Origin of the sequence: Paenibacillus sp. p3-SID867 (assembly GCF_025142895.1) — a bacterium.
Lineage (GTDB): Bacteria > Bacillota > Bacilli > Paenibacillales > Paenibacillaceae > Paenibacillus_AQ.
The window spans coordinates 1-17,326 of record NZ_JAMBDM010000030.1 but is presented as its reverse complement, the minus strand read 5'-3'; the positions used below and the strand labels follow the sequence as shown (position 1 = coordinate 17,326).

14 protein-coding genes and 1 tRNA gene are annotated in these 17,326 nt (G+C 48.8%); 1 reads left to right on the top strand and 14 read right to left on the bottom strand.

Annotation, left to right across the window (positions count from 1 at the left end; all coding sequences use genetic code 11):
• The 14 genes from hemC to M4D81_RS32180 form a co-directional block, all read right to left on the bottom strand.
• Positions 1–957, bottom strand: a complete 957-nt coding sequence (hemC, locus tag M4D81_RS32245; protein WP_220686158.1) for a hydroxymethylbilane synthase — start codon at positions 955–957, stop codon at positions 1–3.
• Between the two features lie 3 nt (positions 958–960).
• Complete coding sequence (locus tag M4D81_RS32240) at positions 961–1,620, bottom strand: precorrin-2 dehydrogenase/sirohydrochlorin ferrochelatase family protein (RefSeq protein WP_260069372.1); 660 nt, start codon at positions 1,618–1,620, stop codon at positions 961–963.
• Positions 1,621–1,628: 8 nt separating this feature from the next.
• Positions 1,629–2,459, bottom strand: a complete 831-nt coding sequence (ccsA, locus tag M4D81_RS32235) for a cytochrome c biogenesis protein CcsA (protein ID WP_260069371.1) — start codon at positions 2,457–2,459, stop codon at positions 1,629–1,631.
• An 18-nt stretch (positions 2,460–2,477) separates the two neighbouring features.
• Positions 2,478–3,884, bottom strand: coding sequence for a glutamyl-tRNA reductase (hemA, locus tag M4D81_RS32230; RefSeq protein WP_260069370.1), 1,407 nt, complete (start codon positions 3,882–3,884; stop codon positions 2,478–2,480).
• A gap of 338 nt (positions 3,885–4,222) precedes the next feature.
• Positions 4,223–4,621 carry an adenosylmethionine decarboxylase gene (gene speD / locus M4D81_RS32225; protein WP_006208786.1) on the bottom strand — a complete coding sequence of 133 codons (399 nt, stop codon included), beginning with the start codon at positions 4,619–4,621 and terminating at the stop codon, positions 4,223–4,225.
• 291 nt (positions 4,622–4,912) lie between these two features.
• On the bottom strand, positions 4,913–5,503 hold the full coding sequence (locus M4D81_RS32220; RefSeq protein ID WP_071223429.1) for a non-ribosomal peptide synthetase module: 591 nt from the start codon (positions 5,501–5,503) through the stop codon (positions 4,913–4,915).
• Positions 5,504–5,717: 214 nt separating this feature from the next.
• Entirely contained in the window at positions 5,718–6,362 is a 645-nt protein-coding gene (yihA, locus tag M4D81_RS32215) for a ribosome biogenesis GTP-binding protein YihA/YsxC (RefSeq protein WP_260069369.1), read from the bottom strand.
• A gap of 17 nt (positions 6,363–6,379) precedes the next feature.
• Positions 6,380–8,716, bottom strand: coding sequence for an endopeptidase La (gene lon / locus M4D81_RS32210; protein WP_071223431.1), 2,337 nt, complete (start codon positions 8,714–8,716; stop codon positions 6,380–6,382).
• A gap of 84 nt (positions 8,717–8,800) precedes the next feature.
• Entirely contained in the window at positions 8,801–10,510 is a 1,710-nt protein-coding gene (gene lonB, locus M4D81_RS32205) for an ATP-dependent protease LonB (RefSeq protein ID WP_397376798.1), read from the bottom strand.
• 634 nt (positions 10,511–11,144) lie between these two features.
• Complete coding sequence (ispG, locus tag M4D81_RS32200; protein WP_009590416.1) at positions 11,145–12,254, bottom strand: flavodoxin-dependent (E)-4-hydroxy-3-methylbut-2-enyl-diphosphate synthase; 1,110 nt, start codon at positions 12,252–12,254, stop codon at positions 11,145–11,147.
• Positions 12,255–12,368: 114 nt separating this feature from the next.
• Positions 12,369–13,634: an ATP-dependent protease ATP-binding subunit ClpX gene (clpX, locus tag M4D81_RS32195; RefSeq protein ID WP_071223434.1), complete on the bottom strand. Its 1,266-nt coding sequence runs from the start codon at positions 13,632–13,634 to the stop codon at positions 12,369–12,371.
• A 14-nt stretch (positions 13,635–13,648) separates the two neighbouring features.
• On the bottom strand, positions 13,649–14,239 hold the full coding sequence (gene clpP, locus M4D81_RS32190; RefSeq protein ID WP_006208779.1) for an ATP-dependent Clp endopeptidase proteolytic subunit ClpP: 591 nt from the start codon (positions 14,237–14,239) through the stop codon (positions 13,649–13,651).
• Positions 14,240–14,514: 275 nt separating this feature from the next.
• Positions 14,515–15,837, bottom strand: coding sequence for a trigger factor (gene tig, locus M4D81_RS32185; protein WP_071223435.1), 1,323 nt, complete (start codon positions 15,835–15,837; stop codon positions 14,515–14,517).
• A 145-nt stretch (positions 15,838–15,982) separates the two neighbouring features.
• Positions 15,983–16,822 (bottom strand): hypothetical protein, encoded by an 840-nt coding sequence (locus M4D81_RS32180; protein WP_071223436.1) that lies wholly within the window; start codon positions 16,820–16,822, stop codon positions 15,983–15,985.
• A 359-nt stretch (positions 16,823–17,181) separates the two neighbouring features.
• On the opposite strand from M4D81_RS32180, the gene M4D81_RS32175 reads away from it, so the two are divergent.
• Positions 17,182–17,255 (top strand) — tRNA-Arg (locus tag M4D81_RS32175).
• Positions 17,256–17,326: the final 71 nt, after the last annotated feature.

Sequence of the window (17,326 nt, the reverse complement as noted above, 5' to 3'; positions counted from 1 at the left end):
TCAGCCCCTTACTTGTGCCAGTATCTTCTCCGCTCCTTTAGCTTTCAGCTTTTCAGCCACTTCCACTCCGAGCGATTCAGGGTCGGTTCCTTCGGCGCTTTCCTTCAGTATGATTTCGCCGTCAGGGGAGCCTACCATTCCTGTTAATTGTATAACGTTTTGTTCTCCGCGGGAATCTCCGGCATCCACATTCTTCAGGACGGCGTAAGCCCCGATAGGCACCTGGCATCCTCCATTCAGCTCGCTTAGAAACTTGCGCTCCGCCGCAACGGTTCGTGCAGTAACCTCATCATTATAAAGAGAGAGCAAATGCAGCAGATCAGCATCGTTTTCGCGGCATTCAATTCCAAGTGCACCCTGACCGACGGCTGGCAGGCTAATTTCAATCGGCAAGTACGACGTGATCCGGTCCTCCCAGCCCATACGCTGAAGACCGGCGGTTGCCAGAATGATGGCCTGAAATTCACCGTCCTCCATTTTGCGAATGCGAGAATCGATATTCCCCCTAATCCATTCGATCTGCAGATCCGGCCGGTACGCCTTAAGCTGACTGGACCGGCGCAGACTGCTTGTCCCCACCTTGGCACCTGTAGGAAGGTCATCCAGCGTTGTTCCTTCTTTGGAGATCAGGCAATCACGAGGATCCTTTCTTGCCGGCACCGCGCCGGATACCAAACCTTCGGGCAGAACGGAAGGCATGTCCTTCATGCTGTGAACCGCCATATCAATCTCGCCGTCCATCATCGCCTGCTCGATTTCTTTGACAAACAATCCTTTGCCGCCTACCTTGGAGAGGGTAACATCCAGTATGCGGTCGCCCTTCGTGACGATTTTTTTGACGGTAAAGTCATAGTCCAGACCGTGCTCCTTGGCTAAACGCTTTAAGTCATCAATAACCTGTCCTGTCTGTGTCAGTGCCAGAGCACTTTGTCTACTGCCAACTACGATTGTACGCATCTTTCATTCCTCCTGATTATTCGCAATCCACTGCTTGATCTTGTCCTCACTCCAGGGCACATAACCTCCGCGGCGAATCTCTCCGAGCATATCCATGCGGTATGCCTTGTGCAAAAGCCGCCTGCGTGCGTCAGCCGACTCCACCTCTTCCCTGATCATCGAACGCATCTTATATAAAAAATCCAAATAGTCCTCATACTCAGGCCCGAACTGGTCTTCGAGCTCGTCGCGTATCTCGCGTGCGGCCATCGGCCCTGCTCCTGATGTGGATACAGCCAGCGTAAGCCTTCCCCGTCGCAGCACCGTCGGGTTGATAAACGTTCCGGCCTCGCCGTTGCTGGCCACGTTAACCAGTACGCCAAGACGATTGGCATCCTCCGCTATTTGCAGATTCAGCTTGCTGTCATCCGTTGCCGCATGGACCATAAACGCGCCTATCAGATCGTCTGATTGATACTTCCGCTTCGTCCATCGAAGAGTCTTCTCACTCTCTAAACGTTGAAGTTTCTCGCTTCGTAATAAGGGACTTACAATATGTACGACTGCCCCGGCATTCAGTAGGGTGACGGCTTTACGTTCCGCCACCTTGCCGCCGCCGACAATCAAGCATAAACGTCCCCTGCAATTCAGCATAACGGGTACATAATGATCATCACAGGCCATTCTTGCCATCACACTCCTGACCAACTATGGAAAGCGGACCACGTATTGAGAAAGAAATTCAGAATAATGAACCCATACCCGATTAAAGCCCATATGGCCGCTTCCCTGCCGGACCTTCTCCACAAGCGACGTTTGATGAAGTAAACCAAATACATCGCAAGAGCCGTCATGGTAGACATGACTTTGATGTCCAAAAACAGGGTCCACCGTCCAGCCATGGCCACCGACATTACGGCCAAGATGAGCGACATGACCAGAATAATCGTGCCGGCCATCAGCGCCTTATAGGAGTAAACATCCAGCTTCTCGAGACTTGGCAGCCTGCGCATCGTATCATTCCATTGCTTGTGCTTCAGTTTCCGGTGCAGGAACATATAAATCGCCGCAAACACGGCCCCGACGGTCAAAGCGGCGAAGCTGATACTCGCCAGGGCAATATGAATAAGCAAGAGACGATGTTCCGTCTCCCAGCTGTGCAATGCATTGTCTCCTGTCGTGAACCATAAACGATTGACCAGCATGACGCTAAACCCGACAAGGTTCATAAGCAGGACGGCAAATTCCGACCGCTTCATATACGCCAGAGCAATCGAAGTGATCGATATGCAGAACGCCAGCAGGAACAGGAAATCAAACAGCGTAAATACCGGAAAGTGAAAATGTCCGCCTTCCATCGCTCTGATGCCGATTCCGGTGAATTGTAACAGCGCAGTAATAACAAGAAGCCCTGTGCCTATCCGCTTCGCCACCGAATTGCGTGAAACGCAATCCGAGATATAAAACAGAAGGCTCAGGGCATAGATACAAATGCCGGTGATATAAATTAAGTTTAACAGCATGGGTTGTACTCACCCTCCTCAAAGGGTGGCTGGGGCCAGAGACACCTTAAGCGGTTTCTCTTCTGCCTGCTGATCTACAGCATTCTTCGACCGTTCAGCTTTAACGGGTGCAGTTGCTTTCTTGTTGCGGCTGCGGGCTTCCTGCTCATTCTCATGGATCAAGCTTTCCAGCGCAAAGATTTGTGAAAAATAATCCAGTGCTTCACCGCCCTGCTTGCCGCCCGTCATTTCCTTAATCCGGTTAATGGGATCATGCATCATCTGATTAACGATGCTCTTGGTCAAACGACGGATGACTTTTCGCTGGCGTTCATCCAGTTCCGGAAGCTTGTTAAACAAGCTTTCCATCGTTTCTTCATGAATGGCATTCGACTTCTCCTGCAAGGCCCGAATCGCCGGTCTGACACCGAGCGTCTTCAGCCATGTGTGGAATGCATCCATCTCCTCTTGAATCATCACTTCAATCTTCGCTGCTTCCGCCCGGCGCATTTCCATATTGGTCTCTACAATGCCTTCCAGATCATCAATATCGTACAGGAACACGTTGGAAACTTCCCCAACCGCCGGATCAATGTCCCGTGGCACAGCAATATCAATCATGAACAACGGGCGGGACTGGCGTTTCTTCATGCTCTCTTTTACCCGCTCCGCATTCAGAACATATTCATTCGAACCCGTGGAGCTAATAATGATATCCACGTCATTCAGCAAATGTTTGGCTTCGGCAATGGTGCATGGCGTCCCTTTGAATTTGCTTGCAAGTTCCTGAGCACGGCTAAGCGTACGGTTGGCCACAATTACTTCAGCGGCACCGTTGGCATAAAGATGCTTCACGGTAAGTTCGCTCATCTTGCCTGCACCAAGTATCATCACTTTTTTATCGTTAAATGCCCCGAAAATTCGTTTACCCAGTTCCACCGCTGCATAGCTGACAGAGACGGCACTCTCTCCGATCGATGTCTCCGAATGAGCCCGCTTTCCGAGCGTAACGGCTTGCTTAAACAACATATTGAACCAAGTACCCGTGGCATTCTGCTGCTGCGACGTCAAAAAAGCATTGCGCACCTGTCCCAGGATCTGCGTCTCTCCAATGACCATGGAATCCAAACCGCAGGTAACCTTAAACAGATGGGAAATCGCTTGTTCGTCTTCATATATATAGAGGTGCTGTGTAAATTCTTCACGATTAATGCCGAACCACTGTTCCATAAAACTGCGGATAAAGTAGCCGCACATATGAAGGCGGTCTACCACAACATAAATCTCAGTTCGGTTGCAGGTAGCGACAATGACGCCCTCCAATACGCTCTTGGTCGAATTAAGCTGCTCTAACGCCTTGGGCATGTCTTCTTCCGAGAATGTAAAGCGTTCTCTGACTTCCACAGGCGCCGTGCGATAGTTCAACCCAACAACGACGATGTGCATTGCATGTTCACCTGCCTATTTCTCCGAGTAGTTTTGCCGTTCACAACGGACTTCCTTGACCTTGTTCATTATATCACAGTATGCTGAACAGCCCTGTCTATTTTATGAAATGTTTATGAAATCCCCATACTTCTTCATTCCATTCATGAAGACTTCTACCTGTAGATCGCACCTTACTATTGTGGATATAGAACAGCTTAGATATACGTGTTATTTACTACGAAATCTCATTTCAGAGAACGTCTGCCTGGAATTCCGCCGATCTTCTCATGTTCTCAAAATAAATAACCATGGAAAAATCCATGGTTATCAGTATACGCATTTTTTAGAAGGCTGGATTAAACGAGTTCAGCCTGTTTCATCTCAGGCGTTTCCACGGTCATTTCGCCGAGTCCGCGCACGAGTTTCTTGGCATAGCATTTTTCAGGTTTCAAAGCGGATACCAGATAGTCAATAGCCAACTGCGGATCTACTGTCTCCCCGCAGGTATAACAGTCAATCGCAGCAAAACCTCTCTCAGGGTATGTGTGAATCGAGAGATGGCTTTCCGACAGCAACACCAGCACAGTCGCACCTTGTGGTTCAAACTGCTTGGATTGGACGGACAATACCGTTGCTCCACATGCTTCAGCGGCTTCCACCATCTGAGCTTGTAAAAATTCTGCACTGTTCAATAGTTCAAAATCGACTCCCCAAGTATCAACAGCAACGTGTCTTCCGAAAGTTGAGTATTCCATCTTCCGGGTTCCCCCTTCCTAGGAATAAAATGTTTGAAAATTTCATCCGCTAGGACCTACGTCATTCACTTCCCGAGGGAATAATCTCTCGCAACATTACATGTCCTGAGTGAATCCTGGTTCCTATATTCTTTTCAACGAGATTAAAAATAACATCTATGACGCTTAAATGCAACACCTTTTTCGAAAATAACCAATAAATATTTTACAGCTCAATATATGTTCGTCTGAACTACTTGGTGTCATGGATCCAATAATAAAAAAAAGCCGCCCTGTTACAGGGCAGCCTCCTTAGGCTTCTAGCACGAATAGGCGTTGATTAAACTGTCGCAGTCGCTCATCTATCGTCTTCGTAATAAGTTTATCATTCCCTGCTGCAATCCGCTGGTCCAGAAGCACATTAATATGATGCTGGATGGATTCAATCTCTTTCTCTGCTTCATTGCTGTTGAAGAGTCGCTGCAGTTCTCCTGCCGTATTCTTGTACTCATAAATGACAATGCTGTCGTTCCCGGCGACTTGCGTAATTCTGTGCACCGTTCCCGCATGGTAGTCGTAGCTCATCGTAAAGCCGCGATAAATCCGATTCACTTTACCTGATCCCTTAAAAGCCGCAAACAGTTTGCGTACGGCATTTGTCAGATGGGGAGTAACCAATCGGCACGACAGCTCACAGACGTACAAGCCATTCTTGCGTTCAAAGGGCAAATGAACTTCTTCCCCGCTTTCATCTTCGAGCACAAACTCCTGCTCTCCGCTATCCATGACTTTTACCCGGTTAGTAACCCGGAAAGCTTGGGTATATTGCAGAAATTGATCCATTTGAATATCCGTCATTTGCATTGTGGCATTAACATATTCTGTGGCTAACCGCTGAGCCATAAAAATCTCCCTCAATTCTTTTAACTTACTACCATTATACAGCAGATCCAAGCGGTCTTTCCTGCCGTTCGAACGAGAATATCCATCATATTTCATAAAAAAACGGAATTAGCCGGAATCAGAGCGATATTTCCCGCAAGATGCTCACTTTCCTATAAAGAATACACCGATTCCCTATATTACCCTCGAAAAAAATATCACGAAATCAACCGGATCAGGATTGCTCATTGCCTTCCGTTTCCGAATCCAAGTATGTCTCTTCCTCGTCATCCTTTTTCCCCATGTGGGACTCCATGATGGCCCATAACTCATCTTTACCCAAACCGAGTTCGGATGAAAACATGACAAAAGAATGATAGGGTTTGAAGCCAAGAGTATCCTTCACAATCTTTACATGCTTCTGGCGGCGTGTTTTCGGAATCTTGTCCGCCTTGGTCGCGACCACGCATACCGGCCGGTTATAATGCTGCAGCCATTCATACATGCTGATATCGTCTTTTGAGGGCGGGTGACGCATGTCCACAATCAATAATACAAGCTTCAGTTCTTCCCGGCTGAGCAAATATCTCTCAATCATTTCGCCAAATGCCGCACGCTGGGTCTTGGATACCTTCGCATAACCATAGCCGGGAAAATCGACCAGATACAGGTCGTCGTTTACCCGATAATAGTTGAGCTGCTGGGTTTTCCCCGGTGTTGCACTGGTACGGGCCAGGTTCTTACGGGATATCATACGGTTAATCAGTGATGACTTGCCCACATTGGAACGCCCTGCCAGAGCAATTTCCGGCAAGGCGTCTTCAGGATATTGAGCAGGTACGACAGCACTGATGACAAACTCGGCTTTCGTAACTTTCATAATTTAGACTTTCCTCTCTAGTGCACTCCCGCTTGTTCAACGAGCGCATGCTCCAGAACCTGATCCATATGGGATACCGGAACGAACTCAACGTCGTTCTTCACGCTGTCAGGGATATCACGCAAGTCACGTTCGTTATCCTTAGGGAGTAATATTTTTTTGTAGCCGGCACGGTGGGCTGCCAGGGATTTCTCTTTCAAGCCACCAATCGGAAGAACGCGTCCCCGAAGTGTAATTTCCCCCGTCATGGCCACATCACGGGCTACATGCCGTTTGGTTAAAGATGAGATAAGAGCCGTCGCAATCGTAATGCCGGCTGAAGGGCCATCCTTCGGAATGGCTCCCTCCGGGATATGGATATGGACATCCAGCTTCTCGTGAAAATCCGGATCAATGCCCAGTTCTACCGCTTTGGAGCGGGTAAAACTGAAAGCGGCTTGAGCCGATTCCTTCATCACGTCGCCAAGCTTACCCGTCAAGGTCAGCTTGCCGGTCCCAGGCACCACGGTTACCTCAATGGTCAGTGTCTCGCCGCCCACTTCCGTCCATGCGAGCCCTGTTACCGTGCCGACTTGATCTTCAAGCTCGGCCATGCCATAGCGAAACTTCGGAATACCGAGATATTCCTTAATATCGTCAGCCTTAATCTCAATGGATTCCGATTGATTGGTGACGATCTGTTTGGCGGCTTTGCGGCACAGCGCAGCCACTTGCTGTTCCAGATTCCGCACCCCGGATTCACGGGTATACTCCCGGATCACCTTCATGAGCGCTTCCTCGTCCAGAATCAATTGCTCCGGCGTCAGCCCATGCTCACTCTTCTGCTTGGGCAGCAAATAACGATTGGCGATCTGCAGTTTCTCCAGCTCCGTATATCCCGGAATGTACAGCACTTCCATCCTGTCCAGGAGCGGTCTTGGAATGTTGTGCAGCACGTTTGCCGTCGTGACAAACATGACGTTGGACAGATCAAAAGGAATCTCCACGAAATGATCGCTGAACGTATTATTTTGCTCAGGATCAAGTACCTCAAGCAGGGCTGAAGACGGGTCGCCCCGGAAGTCGGATGCCATCTTATCGATTTCATCCAGCAGGAATACAGGATTCATTGACCCCGCCGTTTTCATGCCTTGAATGATACGTCCCGGCATGGCCCCTACATAAGTGCGCCGGTGGCCGCGGATTTCCGCCTCGTCTCTTACCCCGCCTAACGAAATGCGAACGAACTTGCGCTCCAGAGAGCGGGCGATGGACCGGGCCAGTGATGTTTTGCCGACCCCCGGAGGGCCAACCAGACATAGAATAGGCCCTTTCATCTTCTTCACCAGCTTTTGCACCGCCAGATATTCCAGCACGCGCTCCTTCGGCTTCTCGAGTCCGTAATGGTCTTCGTCCAGCACTTGCTCCGCTTTGACGATGTCCAAATCGTCCTCGGTCATGTTGGTCCACGGCAACGCCAAAAGCCAATCGACATAGTTCCGAATCACGCCGCCCTCAGCAGAGCTCGCCGGCATTTTCTCGAGTCGGTCGATTTCCTTCTCTACCTTCTCGTGTACGCGCTCGGGCAATTCAAGCTCCTGAAGCTGACTTCGGAGTTCCTCTACTTCCCCGGCACGACCTTCCTTGTCGCCAAGCTCTTTCTGAATGGCCTTCATCTGTTCGCGCAAGTAGTATTCCTTCTGGGTCTTCTCCATTTGCTTCTTGACCCGCTGGTTGATCTTGCGCTCCAACTCCAGCACTTCGCGCTCGTTATTCAGTATATCTAGAAGTTTCTCGAGCCGTTTGCGAACATCAATTGTTTCGAGAATTTCTTGCTTATCCTTAATCTTCAGTGACAAATGACTCGTGATGACGTCTGCCAGTCGACCCGGCTCATCAATATCGGAAACGGCCGCCAGCGTCTCTGGTGTCACCTTCTTTGACAGATTGATATAATTCTCAAACTGAGACAGTACGGTTCGCATTAATGCGGAAACTTCGGGGTCATGGTTCTCTTCTTCGGGAAGTTCCCGAGCGATGACCTCATAGTATTCCTCTTGATCCGTATATTCAATAACTTCCGCCCGTTCCATACCCTCCACTAGCACACGTATGGTACCGTTGGGAAGCTTAAGCATCTGGCGTACATTCGCAACTGTGCCAATCCGAAAAATATCATCCTGCGTCGGTTCTTCAATGTTCACTTCCGATTGAGAACATAGGAGAATCAAATTGTCTTCAACCATCGCCTTTTCTAAAGCCTTTACCGACTTCTCCCGGCCTACATCCAAGTGAAGCACCATGCTTGGATAGACCAAAAGACCTCTCAAAGGCAGTAAAGGAAAACGACGACCTTTGGATCTACTGGGTCCCATCGCTTTCGCACCTCCAATGGCTCTCAATGTTGACACTATTCCTATTTTATCAAATCTGCGTATAAAAAACCAACCATACGAAGCTTAACATCCTCCGGCGTCCGTTATTTTACCGTTACGCGGAGGCGTCGCCTGCAGCAATGAAGCGGAAGAGGATGGAAATACCTCGTTTGCAGGGAGCTGAACAACCTCCGGAGCGAACGTTCCGCCAAAAATATGGCCGAACACTTCATCCACCGATTCGACCGGAATTACCCGCAAACCGCCGCTCAAATCCTGGAACAGCGTCTGCCAGTTGTCCTTAGGGATGATCACGCGGGTCGCGCCTGCTTGGAATGCCGCCTCCACTTTAGCGATGACCCCGCCTATCGGTTTTACTTTTCCATGAATGCTCATTTCGCCGGTCATGGCGACTTTATTATCGACTTCAATCCCTTTCATGGCTGATACGATCGCAGTAGCCATCGCAATACCCGCGGAAGGGCCGTCAATCGGCGTTCCTCCAGGGAAATTGATATGCAGGTCATAGTTTTTCGGCGTAAAGCCCATCGAACCCAGCACGGTCAAGACATTCTCGATCGAGCCTTTGGCCATACTCTTGCGGCGCAGCTTGCGTGAACCTCCGCCAAATTCCTCTTCATCCACAACTCCAGTGATATTGTAGGTACCCCGGCCCTTCTCGACAGGTACCGCAGATACTTCAATTTCAAGCAGTGCCCCCATATTTGGGCCATATACAGCCAATCCGTTGACTACGCCGATCTGAGGCTTCTCCGGTATTTTCCGGTCGGGCCTTGGCTGAAGCTGGCTGCTGCTGGCTACCCATTCCACATCCGCGGCCCGCAGCGAATCTCGTTTCTCGGTCAACGCAAGACCGGCAGCCAATTGAATCATATTGACCGCTTCCCGCCCGTTAGAGCAGTACTGCTTCACAACTTCAACCGCTTCCGGCGCAGCATTCAAACCAATTTTCTGAATGGCATCCTCTGCAATCCTCCCAATCTCTTCAGGCAAAAGCGGACGGAAAAAAATCTCCATGCAGCGTGAACGAAGCGCAGGAGCAATCTCTTCGGGCGAACGTGTCGTAGCACCCACCAGACGGAAGTCCGCCGGAAGGCCATTTTGAAAGATATCGTGTATATAGGCAGGTGTATTGGCATCCTCAGAATTATAATATGCACTTTCAAGCAGCACCTTGCGGTCCTCCAGCACTTTTAAAAGCTTATTCATCTGAATCGGATGCAATTCCCCAATTTCATCAATAAACAGGATCCCGCCATGGGCCTTGGTCACCGCTCCCGGCTTGGGCTGAGGAATGCCTGCAACCCCCATGGCTCCGGCACCTTGATAAATCGGATCATGAACAGACCCGATGAGCGGGTCGGCAATCCCGCGCTCATCGAAACGAGCCGACGTGGCATCAATCTCTGTGAATTTCGCGTCATATTTAAACGGAGATTGCGGGTTCTTCTTGGCTTCCTCCATCACCACGCGGGCGGCTGCCGTCTTCCCGACTCCCGGCGGTCCATATACAATTACATGCTGGGGATTTGCGCTGCATAAGGCTGCCTTTAAGGCGCGCAAGCCGTCCTTTTGACCCACGATGTCATCCATCGTTTGCGGCCTTGTTTTCTCAGCGAGCGGTTTCGTCAGCGATATCGACCGGAGTTTGCGGAGTTTATCGAGCTCCTTGCGCGATTCCCGATCCACCGCTGTTTTGCTTGTCTTCTGCCCGCGCAATAAATTCCAAAAATAAATGCCGATGATAACCGCAAAAAACAGCTGCACCAGCATAATCACAATACTTAAATTCACAAGTCATTCCTCCTGTACTCCATTATGTCTTCATCCAAACGTTAATACATGGTAGTATTGCCGATTCCTTGGATGGTAAAACGCTGGAGGCGGAAAAGTATCAAAAAGTAGATGGATACACACTTAAGTGAGACGTTCCAATGAGACGCTCCGCGTACGTATCGTTCCTTCCGATCGCTGTTGTTTCCGAATTTCATGAATGAGAATAGTAATGTAGAAATTCGGCAACAGCTTATCCTTCCGATGCGAGTTTTCCTGCGGAAAACTTTCAGCCGACCGCTTCACTTCTCCGGAATCGATTCGTCCGCTCCGCTGGTGCGACCCATGGCATCCTTCTTCATCGTGGGGGTGGGGAGAGGATAGAGTGAGCTGAGCTTCATTTATCAGAAGCTCGGTTAGGAGCGATTATACTTGGAACAACAACTGAAAGCATAATTGCCTTTAGAAAAATATTAGATCGCTTAAAAATACATTCATATAAATTTGAACCACACATCACCTAAGACCCTGTGCTTCCTTAGAAAACAACAAAACGGCAATCTCTTGTGGTCCAGAGATTGCCGTTTTTATATTAGAGATTGAAACTACCTATACGGAAACTTAGTTATCCAGCTTAAACCGTGGATTTGTGCTTGCGGCCCGGGATTTCGCCCGTTTCCTCGTACACCTTCACGATATGATCGATTTCTTTCTTAAGCTCTTCAACCATGGTCGCTTCAGGTACCTTACGGATCATCTCTCCGTAACGGAAGAGTAGACCTTCACCACGTGCTCCCGCAATCCCGATGTCGGCTTCCCTAGCCTCACCGGGACCGTTTACGGCACAGCCCAGAACGGAAACCTTGATTGGCACTTTGATCTTCGAGATGTACTCCTCCACTTCATTGGCAATGGAGAACAAATCGATATCCAGCCGTCCGCAGGTCGGGCATGATACCAAGGTTGCCGCATCCGAGATCAGTCCGAAGGATTTTAGCAGTTCTCGGCCCACCTTGATCTCTTCCACCGGATCGGCGCTCAAGGATATACGCATCGTGCTGCCGATTCCAAGAGACAACAGCGCGCCAAGCCCGGCGGCACTCTTGACGGTACCCGAGAACAGGGTGCCTGCCTCGGTAATGCCCAGGTGAAGCGGGTATGGTATTACTTCCGCGGCCTTCGTGTAAGCTGCAATCGCCATCGGTACATCAGAAGCTTTAAGCGAAACGATGATATCATGGAAATCCAGTTCTTCGAGGATCCCAATATGATACAGGGCGCTTTCCACCATGGCTTCCGGTGTCGGGTACCCGTATTTTTCAAGGAGATGATTCTCCAAGGAACCGGCGTTAACCCCGATCCGAATCGGAATTCCCTTCTCTTTGCATGCTTTCACGACAGCTTCGACCTTTTCACGCTTACCGATGTTTCCCGGATTGATCCGGACTTTATCGATACCGTTCTCGATCGCCATCAGGGCAAGCTTGTAGTTAAAATGAATATCCGCCACAAGCGGAATATGAATGCGTTTCTTGATTTCCTTAATGGCCGCAGCTGCTTCCTCATTGTTCACCGTTACCCGAACGATCTGACATCCCGCTTCTTCCAGACGGAGTATCTCAGCAACGGTCGCCTCCACATCTGCTGTTTTGGTGGTGCACATGCTTTGAATAATGACTTCGTTCTTTCCCCCAATGGTGAGATTCCCCACCTTGACGGGCCGTGTGTCTTGTCTCAAAAACATGGTACGATCTCTCCCATATAACGCCAAAGCTCCACTCCAGCAAAACCCAACTGGGTATAACTGGAAGTGGAGAATCAGCGTAGATTTATTCCACGTCTAATGCGCTAAAGCACATTATGCGCTTTCTTCTTGTTTCTTGTCGTCATCGTTACTTTTGGCTTGCAGTTCAGGAATCACTTTATCCCGAACGACCTGCTCCGTAATGACGCAATCCTTAATGTCATCTCTGGACGGCACTTCATACATCACGTCCAGCATGATGCCTTCAATGATCGAACGCAGTCCGCGTGCACCGGTATTGCGCTTAATGGCTTCGCGGGCAATCGCTTCTAGCGCGCCTGGCTCAAATTTGAGGTTTACGTTGTCAAATTCAAGCAGCTTTTGGTACTGCTTCGTCAGCGCGTTTTTCGGCTCGGACAGAATCCGTACCAATGTTGCCTCATCCAGCGGTTCGAGTGTAGACACAACTGGCAGACGACCAACGAACTCCGGAATCAAGCCGAATTTCAGCAGATCTTCCGGCAGAACCATCGTCAGGTATTCACCTGGCTTAAGATCCTTCTGGTTTTCTCCGGATGCATTAAAGCCGATAACCTTTTTACCGATCCGGCGTTTAATGTACTGTTCCAATCCGTCAAATGCTCCGCCGCAAATGAACAGGATGTTCGTCGTATCGATCTGAATGAATTCCTGATGCGGATGCTTGCGTCCACCTTGCGGAGGCACGGAAGCAACGGTGCCCTCAAGAATTTTCAGCAGCGCCTGCTGAACCCCTTCACCGGAAACGTCACGGGTAATGGACGGGTTCTCCGATTTACGAGCCACTTTATCGATCTCATCAATATAGATAATGCCGCGTTCCGCTTTTTCCACATCATAATCCGCTGCTTGAATCAGCTTCAGCAGAATGTTCTCAACATCCTCACCCACATAACCAGCTTCGGTCAGTGAAGTTGCATCTGCAATAGCAAACGGCACGTTGAGAATTTTGGCCATGGTTTGCGCGAGCAATGTTTTACCGGAACCTGTAGGTCCGAGCAGCAAAATATTACTCTTTTGCAATTCTACGTCCTCAATCTTGCTCTGGGTGTTGATCCGTTTATAGTGGTTATAAACAGCAACGGAAAGGGATTTCTTCGCTTGATCCTGACCGATTACATATTGATCCAGAATGTCACGAATGTCGCGCGGTTTCGGAATATCCTTCAGATCCACTTCTTCCTCATGGCCGAGTTCTTCCTCAACGATCTCTGAACACAAGTCAATGCACTCGTCACATATATAAACACCGGGCCCCGCAACCAGCTTGCGGACCTGCTCCTGCGATTTACCGCAGAAGGAGCATTTCAGCTGCCCTTTGTCATCGTTAAATTTAAACATGCTATTACCACCCCTTAAGATTTGGTCGGTGAAGACAGAACATCATCAATAATACCGTACGCCTTCGCTTCCTCCGCGCTCATGAAAAAGTCGCGGTCTGTATCGCGTTCGATTTTTTCAAGGGGCTGACCCGTGCGCTCCACATAGATTTGATTCAGCTTATGTCTGGTCTTGATGATCCAATCTGCATGGATTTGGATATCGGATGCCTGACCTTGAATACCGCCGAGCGGCTGATGAATCATCACTTCACTGTTCTCGAGAGCATAGCGTTTGCCTGGCGCTCCCGCAGTAAGCAACAGTGATCCCATGCTGGCAGCCATGCCAACGCAAATCGTGGACACATCAGGCTTGATCAACTGCATCGTATCATATATACCCATCCCGGCTGTAACCGAACCGCCAGGGGAATTGATGTACAAAGAGATGTCTTTTTCCGGATCTTCCGCAGCTAGAAACAGAAGCTGGGCAATGACAAGATTGGCAACATCGTCATCGATCGCACTGCTGAGGAATATTATGCGATCCTTCAGTAATCTTGAGTAGATATCGTAAGATCTTTCGCCTCGACTGGTTTGTTCCACAACCATAGGTACAAGACTCATGCGACCAACCTCTTTTCCTTGAAAAATATACTACAGCGTTACAAAAGTTATTCTAACATGTTCAAAGCACGATGTCATTTTTTAACCCTGCTTACATTCTATGAACTTGCCAAGAATTATATCCTGCCAACTTGTCTCATTATGTATGTCGAAATTAATAACCAATTCATGTCACAATTAGTAGTAAATTGGCTATTCTTAGTTAAAAATAAGGCACGCATGAAATGTACGTGCCTTATCTAATGTGAGGGCAGCTTATCGCAGCTGCCTATTTATTATTCTTCAGTTGCTTCTTTTTTCTCAACAGGAGCGCCTTCTACGCTGTTTTCCAACAAGAAGTCGATTGTTTTGCGAAGAAGCAGTTCTTCACGAAGGCTGTCAAGGGAACCGTTAGCACCCAGGATGCTGCGGATTTCATCAGCAGGACGTTTGTACGTGTCAGCCATGTTCTCCAGCTCTTTGTTGATTTCCTCTTCAGATACTTCGAGTTTTTCTTCTTTTGCGATTTGCTCGAGCACGAGGTTGTTGCGAACGCGTTTTTCAGCATCGTCTTTCATTTGACCTTCCAGATCGGCATTCGTTTGGCCGGAGAAGCTAAGGAACATTTCCAGGTTCATGCCTTGCTGGCGAAGACGGTTGTCGAAATCGCGCATCATGTTTTGAACTTCGGATTGAATCATAGCGTCAGGAATTTCAACTTCAGCGTTAGCTGCTGCTTTTTCAACGGCTTCGTTCTCACGAACGCCTTGTGCTTCTTGCTCTTTGCGAGTCAGCAATTGTTTCTTCAGATCTTCCTTGTACTCGTCAAGCGTATCGAATTCACTTACGTCTTTAGCAAATTCATCATCCAGCTCAGGAAGCTGCTTGCGTTTGATTTCGTGAACTTTCACTTTGAAGACGGCTTGTTTGTTAGCCAATTCTTCAGCATGGTAAGTTTCAGGGAATGTCACTTCCACGTCTTTGAAGTCACCAGTAGCCATTCCGATCACTTGGTCTTCAAAGCCTGGAATGAACGTGTTGCTTCCAAGCTCAAGGGAATAACGCTCAGCTTGTCCGCCTTCGAAAGGAACGCCGTCAACGGAACCATCAAAGTCGATCACAACGATATCGCCAGACTGGGAAGCACCTTCGTCAATAACGGTAAGCTCAGCATGACGTTGTTGCAGACGCTCAAGCTCTTCGCTCAGTTCCTCGTCGGAAACTTCAGCAGCTACTGCAGCAACTTCGATACCTTTGTATTCGCCAAGTTTAACTTCTGGTTTCACAGTTACTCTTGCTTTAAACTTGAAAGTTTCGCCTTTAGCGAATTGCTCGATGTCTACTTCCGGACGATCCACAGGGAAAATATCTGCTTGTTCTACAGCTTCGCTGTATACTTCCGGAAGAAGGATGTCGATTGCATCCTGGTACAAGCTCTCAACGCCAAAGCGAGCTTCGAAGATCGAGCGAGGTACTTTACCTTTACGAAATCCAGGTACATTTGCTTTTTTAGCTACTTTATTAAAAGCTTTGTCGAGGGCGGATGCAACGCGCTCCGCATCAACCTCAACGTCAAGAACGCCAAGGTTCTTCTCTATTTTTTCCCAAGTTGCTTTCATTTATGCTTTCCCCTCCAAAATAATTCACGTGGTCGACGCAATAATGTATCACGTACCGAATAACCACTATAGTATAAACAACATTAAATTCTTTTTCAAGGGCGAACCCTTATGCTACGATACCGTAAACGTTTTCCAACTCTGGCTAATCTTCCACGCCAGCTGCGACAAATTGCTTGAGAGATCGATAGGCTCCCTCATAGCGGAACCTCATGGTGTCCGTTATGCCGTAGAGCGGGCGGATTTCCTCCTCATTACGAAACCCTTTTAGACTCTCCGACACGATGTCATGCAGAGCAGCCGCCCATATGTCAAGCGTGGATTCTTCTTCATCCAGCATGGAATGGTAATCTTCGGTGCCGTAAATCGCCATGATGAACTGAGACCATAATTCCTGTGCAAAATAAAACAGTGTCGGTTCATGAACCTCAGTCTGATCGGCAACGCGCTCCAAAATTCTCGTAATGGCATCCGGGAAACCTCCCGGGTCCAGGGGAACCGTATCGATCTCAATCTCGACGGCCTCCTGCCCGCGATGAAGGCTCACATGCCCTTCCATCCCTCTTCTCCGCAGCGTTTGCAGCACCCGAAATTGCAGCAGCGGATGAAGCGGCGTATCATGCAGCCACTCAACCAAAATAGCGTCGATCTCCGGACGGTCCAAATAAGCAAGCTGTTCCAGCGCCAAAATGGTTTGCTCCGTCAGCGGTCCGTTCATGACCGAAGCCAGCAGCTTGTCGGCATATCCGGCATCCTGGGCAACTTTGTCCCTAACCATCTGCCTCGCCATGTCCGCTTCGTCCGGATCATCCTCCTCGGGCTCTGCTTCGTTAACTGAACGGGGTACAGCCTGTTCCGGAAATGCAGCTTCAAGCCAGTCGAGGAGCGAATTCCACTCTTCATAATGCCGTTCATTCTGTCCGCCGCATTTCAGCAGAAAGCGCAGAACCTCCATCGCTTCACCGTAACGTTCATTCTCGAGCATAACCGTAAGCTGAATCTGGTAATAATCCAGCGTCTTCGGAAACAGGATGATGTTCTTGTCCTCTTGTTCTTGGGAGAAAGAGTCCTTGATAAGGACACCTCCTTTCTAGTCCTGTTTTTCGTATGTTGATTATAGCATATGTAATGCCAAGTTAAAAAAAAGGCAATCGTCCCTCGTGCGTTGCCGCATCCGGCAACAAGTTGACGACTGTTTTTATATATTCCAGCGTATATTTTATCAATATAACCCGATATGCTGCACTCATAATCTTACAGAACCAATAATCTTTGCAACTTAAAATAATGATTGAATTTTTCCGACGTATGTGATAATATATTTTTTGCTTGAAAAATTTCTATGTCCCAGTAGCTCAGCTGGATAGAGCAACGGCCTTCTAAGCCGTCGGTCAGGGGTTCGAATCCCTTCTGGGACGTAAAAGAAGACACCGTCTTATGGCGGTGTCAGAGTGTCGAGAAACCCTGTACTTTTTTCAAAGTACAGGGT